We start from the raw sequence: 18,644 nt of genomic DNA, 5'->3' as shown, positions 1-18,644 counted from the left end.
AGAACAGCATCATGAAAAGCACAGCCAACAATGTGACCACCCTCGCCCCGCACAAAGACGCGCACAACATCGCTGCCGGCCGCCTACTCCGGGATCGCTGGGAGAACCGCGTCAACGCTCTGGCGAATTGCATCGAGCACCTCATCGTCGATCACGACATGACTGAGGCAAACGCCGAACTGGTGGCCATACAGGCCTATGCCGACCTGGAGTCCACCAACCAGGTCGCCCGTATCGATATCGACGCGTGTACGCCCCACGTGGTGGTGCTGCGCACCGAGGGCGGACGTCCGGTTGTATTCACCGTGACCGACTTGATGCACGTGCTGACCCAGGCCCGTCAGGAAGAGCGTGCCGTGGTGGTCGATCGCGAGCGCCGGCGCCCCGTCGTCCTCGAGTACTGAAGCGGTAGCCACCGCCCTTCACCGCGTTCTCTATTCATGAGCAAAAGGAGGCCCAGCGTGAATCCATCGCTGCGCCAGGACATTCTTGCGCGCTTGACGCGCGACTATCAGGCCGAAGAACGGGGCCCGTACCTGCAAAAGGTACAGTGTCCCGACTGCGGCAAGCGGGAGGCGTTCATCAACGCCGAGTCGCCGTGGATGCTCAAGTGTGGGCGGGAGAACAACTGCGGCGCGCAGCACCACGTCAAAGCGTTGTTCCCGGAGCTGTTCGATAGCTGGACGGAACGCTATGACGTGCCCGAACAACGCGCCGAGAGTGGCTCGCCAGTCGCCGATGGCTACCTGCGCGATGGCCGCGGCTTCGATCTCGAGCGCATTCGCGGCTGGTACACCCAGGAGAGCTACTGGAAGCCGGGCATCGGCGGTACCGCCACGGTGCGCTTCGCCCTGCCCGGCGGCGCGTACTGGGAACGTCTGCTCGACAAGCCTGAGCGCTTCGGCAAACAGAAGGCCAACTTCGTCGGCCCGTACAAGGGCGAATGGTGGCAGCCGCCGGCGCTGACCGATGCCGACCTGGTGGAGGCCGGCGAGGTCTGGATCACGGAAGGCATCTTCGATGCCACGGCCCATTACCACCACGGCAAGGCCGCTGTATCGGCGATGAGTTGCTACAACTATCCCCGCGTGGCCTTGGCACGGCTGGCTGATGCCGCCCATGCCGCGGGCACCGCGCGCCCGACGCTGGTGTGGGCACTGGACAGTAACCGCGCCGGCCAAAACAACACGCTCAAGCATGTGCGCCGCGCCCGGGCCGAGGGCTGGGAATGCAAGGCCGCGCAGATCCCCGGCGGTGGAAAGCACGACTGGAACGACGCGCACCAGCGCGGCGAGCTGACCGACGAGCACTATGCCACCTACCGCCACCACGGCGCCCTGCTATTGGCGCCGTCGGCCATGGCCAAGGCACTGCTCCTCTACAAGCGCACCGAGAGGCGCGAGTGCTGGTTCGAGTACAAGCGCCAAATCTGGTGGTGGAAGCTGGACGTCGACGCCTTCGACCGCGCGGTACGCGCCGAGGGTGAGGACGGCGGCGACCAGGAGCAGTTGAACCCGGCGATCCGTGATGCCGCGCTGGAACAAGCCGGCAGCGTGAAGCGCATCTGCACCTGCTACCCCACGGCACTGTACTACCAGGCCAACGCCGTCACCGACGAGAGTTGGTACTACTACCGCGTCGAGTTTCCCGATGGCCGGGCACCGGTGAAGAACACCTTCAGCGGTGGCCAGCTGGCCAGTGCCAGCGAGTACAAGAAGCGCCTTCTCGGCGTGGCGCCGGGCGCGGTATGGACCGGTACCAGCCAGCAGCTCGACACCCTGCTCCAGGACCAGATCGGCAACATCAAGACGGTCGAGACCATCGACTACATCGGCTACAGCAAGGAGCACGAGGCCTATGTGTTCGGCGATCTTGCCGTGGCCGGCGGTAAAGTCGTGTCGATCAATAGCGAGGACTATTTCGAGCTTGGTCCACGCAAACACCTCAAGACGCTGAGCCAATCCGTCATCCTGCACCTGAACCCGGATCGGGACGCTTACAGCACCGCGTGGACGCGCCAGCTGCTGGGTGCCTTCGGTGCCAAGGGCGTGGTGGCCACCGGCTACTGGCTGGGCAGTCTGCTCGCCGAGCAGATCCGCGCCGCCCAGGGCAGCTTCCCCTTTCTCGAGATCGTCGGCGAAGCCGGCGCCGGTAAGTCCACGCTGATCGAGTTCCTGTGGAAGCTGGTCGGCCGGCGGGACTATGAGGGGTTCGACCCCAGCAAGGCGACCATGCCGGCTCGCTCCCGCAACTTCGCCCAGGTCGCCAACCTGCCGGTGGTGCTGATCGAATCCGACCGGGATCAGGGCGACGGCGCCAAGCAGAAGCAGTTCGACTGGGACGAGCTGAAGACCGCCTTCAACGGTCGCTCGATCCGTGCCCGCGGCGTCAAGAGCAGCGGCAATGAAACCTACGAGCCGCCCTTCCGCGGCAGCATCGTCATCAGCCAGAACGCGCCGGTACAGGCCGGCGAGGCGATCCAGACCCGCATCTGCCACCTGCACTTCACCCGCGAGGGCCAGACCCGCCAGACCAAGGAACTGGCCGAGGCCCTGGAGAAGGCCGAGCTCGAGCATGTCAGCCAGTTCGCTCTGGACGTGGCCAAGCGGGAAAGCGCCCTGCTCGAGCTGATCAATGCCCGCTCGCGCGAGTACGCCAACCGACTGACCGACGATCCCGAGATCAAGGTGCTACGCATCGCCAAGTGTCACGGCCAACTGATGGCGCTGCTGGACTGTCTCGGCCCCGAAGGCTTGGGCCTGTTCGACGCCCAGACCATCGACCAGGCCTGTGGCCACGTGTGGCAAATGGCGCGGGATCGCCAGCAAGCCATCAACGCCGACCACCCGCTCGTCGCCGAGTTCTGGGAGGCGGTCGAGTACCTCGAGGGGCTTTCCGAAGAGCCGGTGCTCAACCACTACGGCAAGAACACGGATCTGATCGCCATCAACCTCAAGGACTTCGAGCGCCGCTGTGCCGACTACAAGCTGCGCATCCCCGAGGTGCGCGAGCTCAAGCGCTACCTGAAGTCCAGCAAGACCCGCAAGTACATCGATGCCAACCGCACTGTCCGCAGCCAGATCCGCCTGGGCAATACCAGCGTGAAGTGCTGGGTATTTCAAGCCTGAAACCACAAAAGGAGCCTGTGATGACCACCCCACCAAGCATGCCGCGTGTCACCCAGCGTCTGCGTGAACGCAATCACCAGACCCTGGAGGCCATGCGCCTCGCCGAAGCCGATGCCAAGCGCCGCTTGGATCGTGTCGAGCAGCTCGGCGCTGCAGCACTGAGCCGGTTGGTCGATGTCGCCCAGGGCGACAGTGGCCAGAGTCACCATTGCCGCCGCCTGCTGCTCGCTATCTACAACGGGCCCGAGTGGCCTTTCGACCTCACTCGCTTGCGCGCGATCGACCGCAGCCTTCAGGACGCTGCCCTGGTCGTCATCGAGTGGGCCACCTACACCCGCCGCGAGCTGCACGAGTACCTGCCCAATGGCGATCGCTTGATGCAGCGCTTCCGACTCATCGAAACCCGCGGAGAGGACTGACCCATGGCCGACAACGCAGACCGCGCCACCGAACTGATGGAACAGACCCTGGAACACGCACTGGCCACCAGGTCAGCCTGGACCGGCGTCGACTGGGCGCGCGCCGAGTGTGAGGAATGCGGCGAAGAGATCCCCGCCGCCCGCCGAGAAGCCGCGCCCTGGGCGACAACCTGCATCGAGTGCCAATCCATCCGGGAGCAACGGAGGCGGCATGTACGGTGAAACGGTAAAAGGCGGGCCACTGGCCCGCCAAGCCGCCATGCTGTGCAGAGACGCGCGCTTTCGGCTTTACCTGGATCGCCGCCGGCGCCACAAGTTCGGGCTCAGCGAACAGGACCTGCCCGACGGTACTCACAATGAGCAAGACGCAAGGGATTGGCTGTGCGCCGCCTGCGGTATCCAGAGCCGCGCCGCGCTGGATCACCAGGAACAGGCCGCTACCATGTTCCGAACAATCCGTCAGCGCTATGGGCGCTGGCGTCTGCGAAGCCGCCAAGGAGACGCCTAATATGCCACGTCACATCGACCAAATTCTCGCGATGGCCGGTAATCGCCCCCTTTCAGCAGGCGAGATTGAGAGACTGGGTGGCTATATCCGCGACCTGGAGCGAAGGCAAGCGAGACCGGCCGACGTGCTTGAGCGAGAACTTGCCCGGACGCGGGAAGATCTGAAGAACTGTCGTAGGCTGCTCAACAAGTACGACATCAACGAGATCATGGACTAATCGCCCGCCGCCCTCTTGGGCGGCACTCTTCGGACGGCTAGATAACGGTATAAGGAAAGAAACCACCGTGCTTCCACCCCTGCCACAGTCCTAAAGATTCCCTTAAACTGTATAAGAGTACAGTTATGGGGAGGCATATTATGGCGGACGGCGTCGAGGTGCGCGGCAACACCGTGCGCGTCTACTTCCGTTGGCAGGGGGAGCTCTGCCGGGAACCGCTCCCAGGTAAGGCCACGGAGCGCAACATTGAGCATGCCAGGCGTCTGGTCACGATCATCAATTACGAGATCGATGCCGGCACCTTCGACTATGCCAGGCACTTTCCTGAATCACGGCGGCTGCACGAGAGCACTTTCGGCTTCTATCTGGACTTGTGGCTGGCCATCAAGAAGAACGAGCTGGCCTACTCGAGCTACCGGGGAATAGCTTCCAAGGCCGAGACACACGTTCGCCCGCGCTGGGGAAACGAACAGGCCGATGACATCGACCACATCGAGCTGCAGGATTGGATTCAGAAGGACCTGGCCACGCACCTGGCGAACAAGACGATCAAAGAGGTCGTCAGCATCATGCGGCAGACCTTCCGGCTGTACGCCACACGCAACAAGAAAGCCTTCGATCCTACCCTGGGCATCAACATCCGGCTTCCAGATGACGAAGATCCCGATCCGTTCGAGAAAGCCGAGATCCGCAAGATCCTCGAGACGCCGACAAAGCGGGTCCAGGAGCTCAACCTGATGAAATTCGCAATGTACGACGGGCCCAGGATCTCGGAGGCCCAGGCCCTGGCGTGGGAGGATGTGCTCGATGTCGAAAAGGGGATCATCCGCTACCGGCGTGCTGTGGTGCGTGGACGCTTCAAGGTGACCAAGACCAAGCGATCGACGCGGGTGCACCATCTACTGAAGCCGGCCCGGGAGGCGCTCCAGGAACAGTTCGCGCTGACCGGCAACCTGCCGGCGCAAACCTACCAGGTCGTCGATCGAGACAACCGGACCGTCAGGCAAGAAAAGCTGCGACTAGTGTTCCTGAACTCGCTGAGCGGGAAGCCATTCTATGAGAACGCCATCCGTCAGCGCTTCTGGAAGACTCACCTGGAGAAGGCGGGAGTGAGGTACCGCGGCCCGAACCAGTGCCGGCACACCTTCATCAGCCAGATGCTGTCCCTGGGCGTGGTACCGCTTCACTGGATTGCCAACCACGTTGGCCACTCCAGCATCACCATGATTCAGCGCCGCTATGGCAAGTGGATTCATGCCGACGGGCAGGACGTGCCGACCATGATCGAGAAGCTTCTGGATCTATAAGCATTCCCAGAATTGTTCCCAAAACCGTTCCCAAGGGCCAAAAACGAAGAAGGGGAATCAACTTAAGTAGTTGATTCCCCTTCAAAATTCTGTGGCGGAGGGGGAGGGATTCGAACCCTCGAAGCCTTTCGACTTACGCGCTTTCCAGGCGCGCTCCTTCGACCACTCGGACACCCCTCCGTAAATTGTCGTTCCGCCGAATGGCCTTGGGCCTTGTCCGTCAGAACGGCGCACATACTATCGAGCTAAGTGCTGTTTTGCAAGCGATTTTCCGTCTCGGCGGGGAATCACTTGAGTACCGCGTAACTGCCTTGAGCTTCCATGCAGAGGGTGTCGCCGCAGTAGACGCGCTGAACGAGTTTGATGCGCCCTCGCTCTTTCTCCGCCAGCGAGGCTTCCAGGCGGGCAATGCCATCGGCTTCGAGAGGGAAACACTGCATGTGATAGTCCGTGGTGACGGGGGCGAGAAAACGCTGTTGGCCTTCGGCGATCACCACGTCTTGCGCTCTGCCCCGGGCGCGTAGCCATAGCGTCGTCCAGCACCAGCCGAGCAAGGTGGTTTCGCCGGCGAGCGCGCCGCCGAAGCCGGTGCCCTTGTCATTGAGGTTGGCATCCAGCGCGACTTTCCAGTGGAGCGTCGTCGCGTCCCAGGCGGGCGAGTGAATGCCGTAATGCGTAACCTGTGGGATCGCCTCGCGCAACCAGGCGAGGAAGCCTCCGAGGTCGTCTCCGTCGCTGGCCTCGGGCAACGGCAATCGGGGATGCATCACCCCCGGACGGCGTGGCGTAGCGTTCACGACCAGCGCTCGACGAAGTCACTCGGATCGCGTTCGGGCAGCGGCTTGTGGCGCCCGCCCATCTGACCGAGGTACAGAAAGCCGACCAGCTCGTCGTCTTCGGCGAGGCCGAGGCCTTCACGCACCGTGGGGTCGAAGGCGTAGTGGCCGGTGCGCCACATGGCGCCCAGGCCTTGCGCCTGCGCCGCGAGCAGGATGCCATGCGCCGCGCAACCGGCGGAAAGCAGCTGTTCGATACGCGGCACCTTGGGGTGATCGGGCGTGACCTTGGCGATCACCGCGATGATCATCGGCGCACGCTTGGGCTTCTTGCGCGCGGCGTCGAGATGGCCGTCGTCGATGTGCGGATTGAGACGCTGCTCGGCCTTGGCGTATAGCTCGCCCAGCCGGTCGAGCCCTTCCCCGGAAAACTCGATGAACCGCCATGGCGTCAGGGCGTCGTGATCGGGCGCACGCAAGGCGGCACGGTACAGTGCATCCAGTTGATCGCGGTCGGGGGCGGGCGCGGCCAGTTTCCCCATCGAGCTGCGCTCGTGCAGTAAGGTCATGGCATCCATGAACATCTCCTTGGCCGTCTGAATAGGGTAATGATGTGCGGCCGAAGCCGCCGGTGTTCAATGCATGGCGTCAGTTTGCACGCTCACTGACGCGCCAGCCGGAGTGGCGTGGGCGGCCGCTCGCCGGGCGTACCCCGCCAGGGGCTGATATCCAGCCCGCCGCGCCTCACGTAGCGCGCCATGACCAGCAGCCGCTCCGGCCTGGCCCGCGCCATGAGATCCACGAACAGATGCTCGACGCAGTGCTCGTGAAAGTCCTGATGCTGCCGGTAGGAGATCAGATACTTCAGCAGGGCATCGCGCTCCAGCCGGGGGCCGCGATACCGAATCAGCACGCTGCCCCAGTCGGGCTGGCCGGTCACCGGGCAATTGGACTTGAGCAGGTGCGAGTGCAGCGTTTCTTCGACGATCTCTTCGCCGACTTCAAGCAGCCCAGGAGTCGGCGTGTAGTACTCGATGCTCACGTCGAGATCGTCCAGGCACTCGCCGGGCAGCGCTCGGGGCATCAGGGCATCGTCCTCGACGCCGAACAGGGCCACCGCCACCGACGCGCCCGCCGCCTGGGCCAGGTCACGCTCGAGCGTGTCGATCACCGCCTCGCGTCTGTCGAAGCGCGTCTGGTTGAAGCTGTTGAGGTACAGCTTCCAGGACTTCGACTCGATCAGCGAGGGGGAGTCGGCGGGCAGCCGGAACCGGGCCACGGCGACGATCGGCTTGCCCTTCGCGTCGAGCCAGGAAAGCTCGAAGGCGTGCCACTCATCCTCGCCCTCGAACGGCAGCGCGGCATCATCGAGCCCCAGCGGCGCGCGGTTGGCCTGCCGGGGAATGGGAAACAGCAGGCCGGCGTCGTAGTGTTCGGGATACGCGGACTCGCGACCCAGCGGCGCATGCTCGAGGGTTTTGTCACGTTCGCTCATGTCAGCTCCGGATCCCCTTGCCGCGGTCGAGCATCCACAGCCCCACCGCGAAGAACACGACGATGAAGATCGCGATGGCCACCAGCGCTCCGCCGACCGGGATGTCCGAGACCCCGAGAATGCCGTAGCGGAAGGCGTTGACCATGTACAGAATGGGATTGACCATCGACACGCCCTGCCAGAAGTCCGGCAGCATGTTGATCGAGTAGAACACCCCGCCCAGATAGGTGAGCGGCGTCAGCACGAAGATCGGCACGATCGAGATGTCGTCGAACTTGTGTGCCACCAGGGCATTGATGAACCCGCCGATGGAAAACAGCAACGCCGTCATGATCACCACCCCGATGGTCACCCAAGGATGGTGAATCGAGAGGTCGGTGAAGAACATCGAGACCACGGTGACGATCAAGCCCACGGCCAGGCCGCGCGATGCACCGCCGATCACGAAACCGGCGAGAATCACCCAGTTGGGCATCGGCGAGACCATCATCTCCTCGACGCTGCGCTGGAACTTGTTGGAGAAGAAGCTCGAGGCCACGTTGGAGTAGCTGTTGGTGATCACCGCCATCATGATCAGACCGGGCACGATGTAATCGATGTAGGGGATATCGTCCATAGGCCCGATGCGCGAGCCGATCAGGTTGCCGAAGATGATGAAGTACATGGTCATGGTGATCGAAGGCGGCAGCAGCGTCTGCGGCCAGATGCGCATGTAGCGGCGCACTTCCTTGGTCACCAGGGTCCAAAGCGCGATCCAGGTCTGCCAGGCATTCATGAGCGCACCTCCACCTTGTCGGTGGACCGGCCGCTTTCGGCATTGGCGTGCTCGACCATCGACACGAACATTTCCTCCAGGCGGTTGGCGCGATTGCGCATCGAGACGATTTCGAAGCCCTGCGCGGAGAATTGCGCGAAGGCGTCGTTGAGGCGCTGGCCACGCTCGACCGACAGCGCCAGTTGCGTGGCGTCGACACGTTCCACGCTGAAGCCTTCCAGTTCCGGCGCGGTCTCGACCGGCCGGGCCAGATCGAGCAGGAAGGTCTCGGTGTTGAGCTGGGCCAGCAGGTCACGCACGCTGGTGTTCTGGACGATATCGCCGTGGTTGATGATGGCGATGTTGCGGCACAGGCTCTCGGCCTCTTCCAGATAGTGCGTGGTGAGGATGATAGTGGTGCCCTCACGATTGATCCGCTGCATGAACTCCCACATGCTGCGGCGCAACTCGATATCCACCCCGGCGGTCGGCTCGTCGAGAATCAACAGGCGCGGGCGGTGGATCAAGGCACGCGCGATCATCAGGCGGCGCTTCATGCCGCCGGAGAGCATGCGCGCACTCCCCTTGCGTTTGTCCCACAGACCGAGATCGCGCAGCAGCTGCTCGGCGCGCGGCTTGGCCTCGCGCATCGGCATGCCGTAATAGCCCGCCTGGGTCAGGACGATGTCCTCGACCTTCTCGAACTGGTTGAAGTTGAATTCCTGCGGCACCACGCCGAGGTGATACTTGGCCTTGGCGAAGTCGCGGTCGATATCGATACCGAACACGCTCACGCTGCCGGCCGTCTTCTGCACCAGGGACGAGACGATGCCCAGTGTCGTCGACTTGCCCGCCCCATTGGGACCGAGAAGCGCAAAAAAGTCGCCTTCGGCGACGTCGAGATCGATGCCCTTGAGGGCATTGAAGCCATTACCGTAGACCTTGGTCAGCCCGCGGATGGACAGTGCTGGTTCTGCCATCTGGCGCACCCAATTCTTGATATTCGAAGAAAGCGTTACGAAGAAAATACTTTGCAAAGAAAGCAAATAGTGCGGGCATATCGTGAAAAATCAACGTCCCGCGCTACCGGCCGTCCCGCCTGACGCGCTCGACGCGTGACGTTCAACCGCTTGGACACCCCACATCACGGGCATTCGCCCTCATGCGTGGACCGCAAGGCAAGCATCGAGATCAAAAGCGAAACGACAAGAGTGGCGTCCCATAGGGGGTTCGAACCCCTGTTACCGCCGTGAAAGGGCGGTGTCCTGGACCACTAGACGAATGGGACGTAAATCGGGGGGAGGTGTATTTGGAGCGGGAAACGAGATTCGAACTCGCGACCCTCGCCTTGGCAAGGCGATGCTCTACCACTGAGCTATTCCCGCATCACAATGACACCGTACTGCTGCCTCGTACTGACTGGAAGTGGCGTCCCATAGGGGGTTCGAACCCCTGTTACCGCCGTGAAAGGGCGGTGTCCTGGACCACTAGACGAATGGGACGCATTTTGGAGCGGGAAACGAGATTCGACTGGGCTGGCATTCCAGCTTGCGACCCTCGCCTACCATACCTCTATTTCCAAATTCTGGAGCGGGAAACGAGATCCGACCGGGCTGGCGTTCCAGCTCGCGACCTTCATTGACCGATCCAACACTACCAAGTTTTGGAGCGGGAAACGAGATTCGAACTCGCGACCCTCGCCTTGGCAAGGCGATGCTCTACCACTGAGCTATTCCCGCATTTCCAGCCACACGAGGTGAGTTGGCGTCCCATAGGGGGTTCGAACCCCTGTTACCGCCGTGAAAGGGCGGTGTCCTAGGCCACTAGACGAATGGGACGTGTCGTCACTCGCCTCGTCGAGGTGCGGCGTATATTACTGGGCACCCCCTTGGGTGTCAACCCTCTGTCTCGACACCCTTTTCTTGTCGCTGCCATGCCCCCATGTCATTGACCAGACAACGCCCATTCCCGTGGGCCCCGAAGCATGGCGTATCGCGGTGATCGTCACGATGACCGCGCCACAAGCAACAGGAGTCGACCATGAGCGAGAAAGTCCAGAAAAGCGAACACGAGTGGCAACAGCAGCTGACCCCCGAGCAGTATCGGGTGACGCGCGAAAAAGGCACCGAGCGCCCGTTCACCGGCGACTACCAGGTCTCCGACGAACAAGGCATCTACCACTGCGTCTGTTGCGGAGCGCCGCTGTTCGAGAACGAGCACAAGTTCGATGCCGGCTGTGGCTGGCCCAGCTTCGATCGTCCGCTGGCCGATGCGAGTATCGAGGAGCATCTGGACACGTCACACGGCATGCGCCGCATCGAAGTGACATGCCGTCGCTGCGACTCGCACCTGGGTCATGTGTTTCCCGACGGACCTCAAGACACCACGGGGCTGCGTTACTGCATCAATTCGGTATCGCTCGACTTCCATCCCGGGGAGTGATCTCTGGCGCTTCCCCTCGCCGATGAATCGCTCGCCCGAGGTGCGATTCATCGCGGCCGCCACTCCGCTAGCGGGCCTCGCTCTGCTACCATGGGCGGCCGTTTGTTGCGAGCTGGAGAGAGACGATGCTGGGTTGGTATCCCGGACACATGCACAAGGCCCGCCGCCAGATAAAGGAGGCGCTGCCGGAGATCGACGTGGTGCTCGAGGTCCTCGACGCCCGCTTGCCCTACTCCAGCGCCAACCCCATGCTGGCCGAACTGACCGAGCACAAGCCGGTGCTCAAGGTACTCTCGCGGGCCGATCTGGCCGACCCCGAACAGACCGAGCGCTGGGTGGCCTATTTCAATGAGCGTCCGGACACCCGTGCCCTGGCGGTCACCACCACCCAGGCGCGCGAGTTGAAGCGGATTCCCGCCCTGTGTCACGAACTGGCCGGTCATGTGCGTGCCGACCGTGACGTGCGCGTGATGGTGATGGGCATTCCCAATGTCGGCAAGTCGACCCTGATCAACGGCCTGGCCGGCAAGAAAATCGCCAAGACCGGCAACGAACCGGCGGTCACCAAGCGTCAGCAGAAGATTCGTCTGGATGGCCGCGTCGCCCTGATCGACACCCCGGGGGTGTTGTGGCCGAAGATCGAGGACCAGGCCAGCGCCTACCGCCTGGCGGCCAGCGGCGCGATTCGCGATACCGCCATGGAATACAGCGACGTCGCCATCGTCGCCGCCGCCGAACTGGCCAAGCGTTATCCCGAGGCCCTCAAGGCACGCTACAAGCTCAAGACGCTGCCCAGCTACGCTCCCAACCCCGATGCCGGCAGCGTCGAGGCCGATGGCCCTCCACATCGCGACCTGCTGGCACTCGCCGGCTTCGATGGCCAGGCCATCGTCGAGGCCATCGCCAGCAAGCGTGGCGGCCTGCGCGCCGGCGGCATCGTCGACATGCATCGCGGCGCCGAGGTGTTGCTGCATGAGCTGCGCGACGGCAAGCTCGGACGCCTCACGCTGGAAACCCCGGACGACATCCCTCTCCCCGAGGAAAGCGACCCCGAGACTGCCACGGACGCACCGCCTTCCGCTTGAGGTCACGCCCACCCGTCGCGCCTGATATCGCCTTGCACGAGGTGATATCAGGCGCGCGCCATTTGCGTGGCCCGCGCGCCACGGTATGCTAGGAAACGGCGCGGCAGCCCGCCCCGACGGTACGGAAACACCGCCTCCACCCCATCGGCTGCGCAGCAAACGGAAGCCCCATGGATACCGAGACCCCCATTCGGAAATCGCACAAGCTCGACAACGTCTGTTATGACATTCGCGGCCCGGTGCTCGACCACGCCAAGCGCCTCGAGGACGAAGGGCAACGCATCCTCAAGCTCAATATCGGCAACCCCGCGCCCTTCGGGTTCGAAGCCCCGGAGGAAATCCTTCAGGACGTGATGCGCAACTTGCCGACGGCACAGGGCTACTGCGATTCCAAGGGGCTGTACTCGGCACGCAAGGCGATCATGCAGGAATGCCAGCGCAAGCGGATTCCCGATGTAGGCATCGAGGATGTCTTCATCGGCAACGGCGTCTCCGAGTTGATCGTCATGGCCATGCAGGCACTGCTCGACGATGGCGACGAGGTGTTGATTCCCGCCCCCGACTATCCGTTGTGGACGGCGGCGACCAATCTCGCCAGCGGACGCCCGGTGCACTATCTGTGCGACGAGCAGTCCGACTGGGCGCCGGACTTGAACGACGTGCGCGACAAGATCACCGCGCACACCAAGGCCATCGTCCTGATCAACCCCAACAACCCCACCGGCGCCGTCTATCCGCCGGAAGTGGTCAAGGAACTGCTGGCGATCGCGCGGCGTCATGGGCTGGTGGTGTTTTCCGACGAGATCTACGACAAGATCCTCTACGACGACGTCGAGCACGTATCCACCGGCGCGCTGGCCGACGACGACCAGCTCGTGGTGACGCTCAATGGCCTCTCCAAGAGTTACCGCTGCGCCGGGTTTCGCAGCGGCTGGATGATCCTGTCCGGCAACCGCGGCAAACAGCGGGCCGACGATTTCATCCAGGGCCTCAACATGCTGGCCTCGATGCGTCTGTGCGCCAATGTACCCGCCCAGCACGCTATCCAGACGGCGCTCGGCGGCTATCAGTCGATCAACGACCTGGTGCTGCCCGGCGGGCGGCTGCTCGCTCAGCGCGACATTACCTACGACAAGCTCAACGCCATTCCCGGCGTCAGCTGCGTCAAGCCCAAGGGCGCGCTTTACGCCTTCCCGCGTCTCGATCCCGAGGTCTTCAACATTCAGGACGACCAGAAGCTGGTGCTCGACCTGCTCCTGCAGGAAAAGATCCTGCTGGTACAGGGCACGGCCTTCAACTGGCCCTCGCCGGACCACGTGCGCATCGTCACCCTGCCGTGGGCCGACCAGCTCGGCGACGCCCTGGACCGCTTCGCCAACTTCCTGTCGCGTTACCGTCAATGAGGCGGCATTTGCCCGGGACATGTCTGGCCTGGGCAAATCATCGTTCTTTCAACGAAAAACGATGTTTGCCTTGAAACCCGGGGCAAGACGCCGTATCTAATGGCCAACGAGAATCGACATACCCATTGTTGACTCACTGACTGAGGGAACCCACCGATGATGCGAATTCTGCTTTTCCTGGCGACCAACCTGGCCGTGGTGCTCGTGGCCAGTATTACGTTGCGACTGCTAGGCGTGGAACCCTACCTCAACGCCAACGGGCTCAACATGAACAGCCTGCTGATCTTCTGCTTCGTGATCGGCATGGCGGGCTCATTGGTGTCGCTGTTCATTTCCAAGTGGATGGCGAAGATGAGCACCAAGGCCAAGGTGATCGAACAGCCCGGCAACGCCACCGAGCGCTGGTTGCTCGACACCGTCGGCGAACTGGCGCGCGACGCAGGCATCAAGATGCCCGAGGTGGCGATTTTCCCCGCGCAACAGTCCAACGCCTTCGCCACGGGCTGGAACAAGAACGATGCCCTGGTCGCGGTTTCCGCCGGCCTGCTCGAACGCATGCGTCCCGAGGAAATCCGCGCGGTACTGGCGCACGAGATCGGCCACGTCGCCAACGGCGACATGGTCACCCTGGCGCTCATCCAGGGGGTTCTCAACACCTTCGTGATGTTCTTTGCGCGGATCGTGGCGCAACTGGTGGATAGCTTCCTGCGTCGCGACGACGAGGGCGGCGGCCTGGGCTTTTTCGGCTACATGGCGGTCGTGATCGTGGCGGAAATCGTCTTCGGCCTGGTGGCTTCGATGGTAGTGGCCTGGTTCTCGCGCTTCCGCGAATACCGCGCCGACGCCGCCGGTGCCAAGCTCGCCGGCAGCGGCGCGATGATCAATGCCCTGGCGCGCCTCAAGGCCGAGACGCAAATGCCCGATCAGATGCCGGATACGCTGACGGCCTTCGCCATCACCACCGGACAGACCCGCAAGCTGATGGAACGGCTGTTCGCCAGCCACCCGCCGCTGGACGACCGCATCCGTGCCCTCAAGGAAAGCGCCTATCGCGAATGATCGCGGCAGGCTGCTGCGCAACGCAAAACACCCACCGGCCCTGAATGTCATCAAAAGGTCGGTGGGTGTTTTCATCTCGGCACGCTGCATGACGTCAGGCGACATGCCACGTGCCGCTTGCTACTTGCCACGTGCTACTTGCTGGACAGCTTGACCTTGAAGCCAAAGCCTTCGAGGGCATCGCGCAGGCCGCCCTTGTTCTGCTTGAGCTCGACCCGCAAGGTGGAAAACTCGCGACGCAGCGGATACTCGGCACGGTAGGCGTCGAAGCCCGTTGCCATGCCCATGCGCCGCCGGTAGCGGTCGAATGCCAGCATGTCGCGGCGCACGTCGTAACAGGCCCGCGTGCATAGCGAGAGTGCTTCCAGCGGCGGCGCCCAGGGCGTCAGCACGATCTTGCGCAGCCAGGGGTCGGGCTTGAGCTGCCCCAGCTTCTTGCGTGCCGGCAGCCCGAACTGACGCATCGCCGCCTGATAGACCAGCTCGGTGCCGCGCATCTTGCCGTCGATGCTGTGCCCGGCGATATGCGGCGTGGCGATGTCCACGAGATCGTAGAGTGCGGGGTCGATGCCGGGCTCGTTTTCCCACACGTCGAGCACCACCCGCAGGTCGTTGGCGCGCTGCAGCCGCTCGCGCAGGGCCTGGTTATCGACACAGGCGCCACGCCCGGCGTTGATCAGCACCGTGCCCGGCGCCAGGGCGTCGATGCGCGACGCGTCGAGCAGGTGCCGGGTCGCATGCTCGCCCTCCGTCACCAGCGGCGTATGCAGGCAGACGATCTCGGCCCGCTCGAGCAGCGCATCGAGCGACAGGAAATCCTCGCGCCCTTCCGCCTCGGCGCGTGGCGGATCGCACAGCAGGCATTCGACGTCGAGATCGTCGAGACGCTCCGCCAGGCGGCTGCCCACGTTGCCGACTCCGACGATGCCGATGGTCTTGCCGGCCAGATGGAAGCCATCCTCCTCGGCCAGCAGCAGCAGGCTCGAGAGCACGTAGTCGACCACCGAGTCGGCATTGCATCCCGGAGCATTGGCGAACCCGATGCCCGCCTCGCGCAGGTAATCGAGATCGACGTGATCGGTACCGATGGTGCAGGTGCCGACGAAGCGCACGCGGGAACCTTCCAGAAGCGCCGCATCCACGCGGGTGATCGAGCGCACGACCAGCAGGTCTTGCTCGCGTACCGCCGCCGCGTCGATATCGCGGCCGGGCAAGCGGGTGATGTCGCCCAGCTCTCCGAAGAATTCGTCCGCCAGGGGAATGTTTTCATCGACCAGGATGCGCATGACCTTCTCTTTTCTCCCTTGTCCAAGTCCGGCGGCCGGTTACAATACGCGCAAGGCGCCTCTTGGCCGGTCACGGCCGCCCCGATACAGGCATCCGGGGCCAGCTTGCCGGTATTCGATAGTAGGCCCGCGAAAGATACGTCACAAGCCCGTCATGAGGTGGTGACGCATCGTCATGTTTCATCGCCGTCATCACGGCGCCACCAGGAGTTCGCGTGATCGTCCGCTGGGAAAGTGAACACGACTACGTCCTCGTGCATGTCCATCAGGACATGTTCGGTGACTGGATATTCAGCCGCGCCTGGGGGCAGATCGGCACCCAGTTCGGCGGTCTCAAGCACCAGCTGGCCGACAGCTACGCCCAGGCCATGACATGGCTCGAGGACGTCGCGCATATCCAGACCTCGCGCGGCTTCGCCAAGGTCTTCGAGGCGAGCGACGACTCGAGCCCCGAAGCCCAGGAAGCCATGCGCCAGCTGTCGCTGCTCGACGGCGCCTGAGCGCCGCCGAACCACACGACCTCCCTGCTACCGGCACCGCTCAGCGGTGGCGAATCAGGAAGCAGTGATGCAGGTCCGGACGCCGCGAGAAGTCCGGGTCGAACGTGCGTGCCGAGATGTCCTCCACCGCGAAGCGTTCCCCGACGGCGGCATCGAGCACGAAGCGCCGCTGGTTGTTGGAAAACACCAGCGTGCCGCCCGGCGCCAAGCGCGCCATGGCCAGCTCGATGAGCCGTGCATGGTCGCGCTGCACGTCGAGCACGGCGTCCATCTTCTTGGAATTGGAGAACGTCGGCGGATCCATGAAGATCAAGTCGAACTCGCTGCCCGCCGTTTCCAGCCACCGTAGGCAGTCGTCGCGCACGACGCGATGCCGGCTCGGGTCGAGGCGGTTGAGGGCGAAGTTGTCGCGTGCCCAGGCCAGGTAGGTATTGGACAGGTCGACGCTGACGCTGTCGCTCGCGCCACCCAGGGCCGCCTGCACCGTGGCCGTGCCCGTGTAGCAGAACAGGTTGAGGAAGCGCTTGCCGTCGGCCATTTCGCGCAACCGCCGGCGCACCGGACGATGATCCAGGAACAGCCCGGTATCCAGGTAATCGCGCAGATTGACCCATAGCCGCGCCGGGCCTTCGCTGACCTCGAACCGCTCGCCGCTGGCATCCTGCTTGGCATACTGCGCCTTGCCCGCCTGCCGGGTGCGCTGCTTGTAATGCACGCTTTCCGGACGCACGCCCAGGACCTGCGGAATGACTTCCAGAGCGTCGAGCAGGCGACGCTGTGCCTGGCGCGGGTCCACGGAGCGCGGTGGCGCATACTCCTGCACGTGGACACGGTCGCCGTAGACATCCACTGCCAGGGCGTATTCCGGCATGTCCGCGTCATAGAGCCGATAGCAGCGCTCGCCGGACTGCTTGAGCCATTTCTTCAACCGCTTGCGGTTCTTTTCCAGACGGTTGGCGAACATCTGGGCCCCGTCGTTGCGAGGGCCGGGGCGGGACGTCGCCCCACTTGCTCCCTGCGGCTCGTCGCCTTCCGAGGACGTCTCGCGCTCGGTACGCTGCGCCACGACCGGGATCAGCAGCAGCTTGCAGTCCAGTGGCCCGTTCTTGAACGCATACTGCTTTTCGGCACGCAGCCCCGTGCGATGCCCCAGGTCGGGGTTGCCGGTGAACAGCGCCAGCTGCCAGCCCTCGAACTCGGCACGCAGGCGCTCGCCCAGGGCGGTGTAGATGGGCACCACCTCGGGCAGCTCGCCCAGGCGCTCGCCGTACGGCGGGTTGGTGATGACCAGCCCCGGCCCGTCGACGCCTTCCGGCCGCGTGAGTTGCGCCACCTCGGCGCCCTGCAGATCGATCAGGGCGGGAATCCCCGCGCGCATGGCGTTGGCCTTGGCGGCGGCGATCGCCGGCGGGCTCTGATCGCGCCCGTACAGCTTCGACTTCACACGACGACGCCCGACGTTGGCGCGCGCCTGCGCTTCGCGCTGGAGCTCCCGCCACGCGTCGGGGTCGTGCCCCACCCAGGCTTCGAAAGCGAAATAGTCGCGCGACAGTTGGGGGGCAATGTCCGCCGCCATCAGCGCCGCCTCGATGAGCAATGTCCCCGCGCCGCACAGCGGATCGACCAGGGGCTCGCCCCGCCGCGCCCGAGCGGGCCAGTCGGCGCGCATCAACAGGGCCGCGGCCAGGTTTTCCTTGAGCGGTGCGTGGCCGGCGTCACGGCGGTAGCCACGCTGGTGCAGGCTGCCTCCGACCAGGTCGAGCCCCAGCAGCAGACGCCCACGATGCAGGTGTGCATAGATACGGGCATCGGGCGTCTTGAGATCGACGGCCGGCCGCTCGCGCCCGGCCGCGCGCATCGCATCGACGATGCCATCCTTGACGCTTTGCGCCCCGAAGCGGGTATGACGGATATGCTCGGATTGACCGTGAAAATCCACGGCCAGACTGCTCCCGGCGCGCAGGTGAGCGCCCCAGTCCACCCGTCGCGCCGCCTCGACCAAGGCCTCGGGACGTTCGATGCCCTGCTCGCGCAGAAGACATAGCACCACGCGATTCGCCAGGCGCGACCACAGGCAGATGCGATACGCCATCGCCGTATCGGCCTGAGCATGGACGCCCGCCACGGTGGTGCCGGTCACCTCCGCGCCGAAGTCCGCGAGTTCATCGGCCAGCAAGCCCTCGAGCCCACGCGGACAGGCGATGTAGAGCGTCAAGGGTTGGGATTGCACGTCGTTCATAAAGTCGTCATCCCGGCGCCACGCAC

The 18,644-nt window shown here is 63.9% G+C and carries 19 protein-coding genes and 6 tRNA genes; 12 read left to right on the top strand and 13 right to left on the bottom strand.

All coding sequences use genetic code 11. The annotated features are described in order from the left end of the window. Nucleotides 1-11 precede the first annotated feature (11 nt). The 7 genes from CSAL_RS06945 (at nucleotide 12) to CSAL_RS06915 (ending at nucleotide 5,579) form a co-directional block, all read left to right on the top strand. Nucleotides 12-404, top strand: a complete 393-nt coding sequence (locus CSAL_RS06945; protein WP_011506661.1) for a hypothetical protein — start codon at nucleotides 12-14, stop codon at nucleotides 402-404. A gap of 57 nt (nucleotides 405-461) precedes the next feature. Then, nucleotides 462-3,128 (top strand): toprim domain-containing protein, encoded by a 2,667-nt coding sequence (locus CSAL_RS06940; RefSeq protein ID WP_011506660.1) that lies wholly within the window; start codon nucleotides 462-464, stop codon nucleotides 3,126-3,128. Nucleotides 3,129-3,148: 20 nt separating this feature from the next. Next, entirely contained in the window at nucleotides 3,149-3,547 is a 399-nt protein-coding gene (locus tag CSAL_RS06935; protein WP_011506659.1) for a DUF7673 family protein, read from the top strand. A 3-nt stretch (nucleotides 3,548-3,550) separates the two neighbouring features. Next, nucleotides 3,551-3,769: a TraR/DksA family transcriptional regulator gene (locus CSAL_RS06930; protein WP_043558132.1), complete on the top strand. Its 219-nt coding sequence runs from the start codon at nucleotides 3,551-3,553 to the stop codon at nucleotides 3,767-3,769. Further along, nucleotides 3,759-4,055 (top strand): hypothetical protein, encoded by a 297-nt coding sequence (locus tag CSAL_RS06925; RefSeq protein ID WP_043558128.1) that lies wholly within the window; start codon nucleotides 3,759-3,761, stop codon nucleotides 4,053-4,055. Before CSAL_RS06930 ends, CSAL_RS06925 begins: the two co-directional genes overlap by 11 nt. 1 nt (nucleotide 4,056) lies before the next feature. Beyond that, nucleotides 4,057-4,272, top strand: a complete 216-nt coding sequence (locus CSAL_RS06920) for a hypothetical protein (RefSeq protein WP_043558124.1) — start codon at nucleotides 4,057-4,059, stop codon at nucleotides 4,270-4,272. A gap of 140 nt (nucleotides 4,273-4,412) precedes the next feature. Beyond that, on the top strand, nucleotides 4,413-5,579 hold the full coding sequence (locus tag CSAL_RS06915) for an Arm DNA-binding domain-containing protein (protein WP_011506657.1): 1,167 nt from the start codon (nucleotides 4,413-4,415) through the stop codon (nucleotides 5,577-5,579). 92 nt (nucleotides 5,580-5,671) lie between these two features. Here the strand turns inward: CSAL_RS06915 and CSAL_RS06910 are convergent. The 11 genes from CSAL_RS06910 to CSAL_RS06860 all read right to left on the bottom strand — a co-directional run bounded on the left by CSAL_RS06910 (nucleotide 5,672) and on the right by CSAL_RS06860 (nucleotide 10,442). Beyond that, nucleotides 5,672-5,759: transfer RNA gene (locus CSAL_RS06910), tRNA-Ser, on the bottom strand. A gap of 107 nt (nucleotides 5,760-5,866) precedes the next feature. Further along, nucleotides 5,867-6,346 (bottom strand): YiiD C-terminal domain-containing protein, encoded by a 480-nt coding sequence (locus tag CSAL_RS06905; RefSeq protein WP_011506656.1) that lies wholly within the window; start codon nucleotides 6,344-6,346, stop codon nucleotides 5,867-5,869. Nucleotides 6,347-6,372: 26 nt separating this feature from the next. Continuing rightward, a complete protein-coding gene (locus CSAL_RS06900) occupies nucleotides 6,373-6,933 on the bottom strand; it encodes a nitroreductase family protein (protein WP_011506655.1) in 561 nt (186 codons plus the stop codon). Nucleotides 6,934-7,016: 83 nt separating this feature from the next. After that, entirely contained in the window at nucleotides 7,017-7,850 is an 834-nt protein-coding gene (gene queF, locus CSAL_RS06895; RefSeq protein WP_011506654.1) for an NADPH-dependent 7-cyano-7-deazaguanine reductase QueF, read from the bottom strand. Nucleotide 7,851: 1 nt separating this feature from the next. After that, a complete protein-coding gene (locus CSAL_RS06890; RefSeq protein ID WP_011506653.1) occupies nucleotides 7,852-8,625 on the bottom strand; it encodes an ABC transporter permease in 774 nt (257 codons plus the stop codon). Continuing rightward, nucleotides 8,622-9,584, bottom strand: a complete 963-nt coding sequence (locus CSAL_RS06885; RefSeq protein WP_011506652.1) for an ABC transporter ATP-binding protein — start codon at nucleotides 9,582-9,584, stop codon at nucleotides 8,622-8,624. The genes CSAL_RS06890 and CSAL_RS06885 overlap by 4 nt, the downstream gene beginning before the upstream one ends. A 232-nt stretch (nucleotides 9,585-9,816) precedes the next feature. Beyond that, nucleotides 9,817-9,892: transfer RNA gene (locus CSAL_RS06880), tRNA-Glu, on the bottom strand. Nucleotides 9,893-9,914: 22 nt separating this feature from the next. Next, nucleotides 9,915-9,989, bottom strand: a tRNA-Gly gene (locus CSAL_RS06875). Nucleotides 9,990-10,030: 41 nt separating this feature from the next. After that, nucleotides 10,031-10,106, bottom strand: a tRNA-Glu gene (locus tag CSAL_RS06870). 162 nt (nucleotides 10,107-10,268) lie between these two features. Then, nucleotides 10,269-10,343: transfer RNA gene (locus CSAL_RS06865), tRNA-Gly, on the bottom strand. A 23-nt stretch (nucleotides 10,344-10,366) separates the two neighbouring features. After that, a tRNA-Glu gene (locus CSAL_RS06860) sits at nucleotides 10,367-10,442 on the bottom strand. A 202-nt stretch (nucleotides 10,443-10,644) separates the two neighbouring features. Between CSAL_RS06860 and msrB the strand changes: the two genes are divergently transcribed. From msrB to htpX, 4 genes are all read left to right on the top strand, one after another. Continuing rightward, a complete protein-coding gene (gene msrB / locus CSAL_RS06855; RefSeq protein WP_011506651.1) occupies nucleotides 10,645-11,046 on the top strand; it encodes a peptide-methionine (R)-S-oxide reductase MsrB in 402 nt (133 codons plus the stop codon). A gap of 125 nt (nucleotides 11,047-11,171) precedes the next feature. Beyond that, nucleotides 11,172-12,131, top strand: coding sequence for a ribosome biogenesis GTPase YlqF (gene ylqF / locus CSAL_RS06850; protein ID WP_011506650.1), 960 nt, complete (start codon nucleotides 11,172-11,174; stop codon nucleotides 12,129-12,131). Nucleotides 12,132-12,301: 170 nt separating this feature from the next. Further along, nucleotides 12,302-13,534: a pyridoxal phosphate-dependent aminotransferase gene (locus CSAL_RS06845; RefSeq protein WP_011506649.1), complete on the top strand. Its 1,233-nt coding sequence runs from the start codon at nucleotides 12,302-12,304 to the stop codon at nucleotides 13,532-13,534. A gap of 156 nt (nucleotides 13,535-13,690) precedes the next feature. Continuing rightward, nucleotides 13,691-14,593, top strand: coding sequence for a protease HtpX (htpX, locus tag CSAL_RS06840; RefSeq protein ID WP_011506648.1), 903 nt, complete (start codon nucleotides 13,691-13,693; stop codon nucleotides 14,591-14,593). A gap of 134 nt (nucleotides 14,594-14,727) precedes the next feature. On the opposite strand, the gene pdxB is transcribed toward htpX, so the two are convergent. After that, on the bottom strand, nucleotides 14,728-15,879 hold the full coding sequence (gene pdxB, locus CSAL_RS06835; protein WP_011506647.1) for a 4-phosphoerythronate dehydrogenase PdxB: 1,152 nt from the start codon (nucleotides 15,877-15,879) through the stop codon (nucleotides 14,728-14,730). A 215-nt stretch (nucleotides 15,880-16,094) separates the two neighbouring features. Between pdxB and CSAL_RS06830 the strand changes: the two genes are divergently transcribed. Continuing rightward, nucleotides 16,095-16,379, top strand: coding sequence for a WGR domain-containing protein (locus tag CSAL_RS06830; protein ID WP_011506646.1), 285 nt, complete (start codon nucleotides 16,095-16,097; stop codon nucleotides 16,377-16,379). 40 nt (nucleotides 16,380-16,419) lie between these two features. Here CSAL_RS06830 and rlmKL read toward each other — a convergent pair whose 3' ends face one another. Continuing rightward, nucleotides 16,420-18,618: a bifunctional 23S rRNA (guanine(2069)-N(7))-methyltransferase RlmK/23S rRNA (guanine(2445)-N(2))-methyltransferase RlmL gene (gene rlmKL, locus CSAL_RS06825; RefSeq protein ID WP_011506645.1), complete on the bottom strand. Its 2,199-nt coding sequence runs from the start codon at nucleotides 18,616-18,618 to the stop codon at nucleotides 16,420-16,422. Nucleotides 18,619-18,644 lie beyond the last annotated feature (26 nt).

The organism is Chromohalobacter israelensis DSM 3043, from assembly GCF_000055785.1.
GTDB lineage: Bacteria > Pseudomonadota > Gammaproteobacteria > Pseudomonadales > Halomonadaceae > Chromohalobacter > Chromohalobacter israelensis.
The sequence above is the reverse complement of the archived record's forward strand: the minus strand, read 5'-3'. Positions and strand labels throughout refer to the sequence as shown.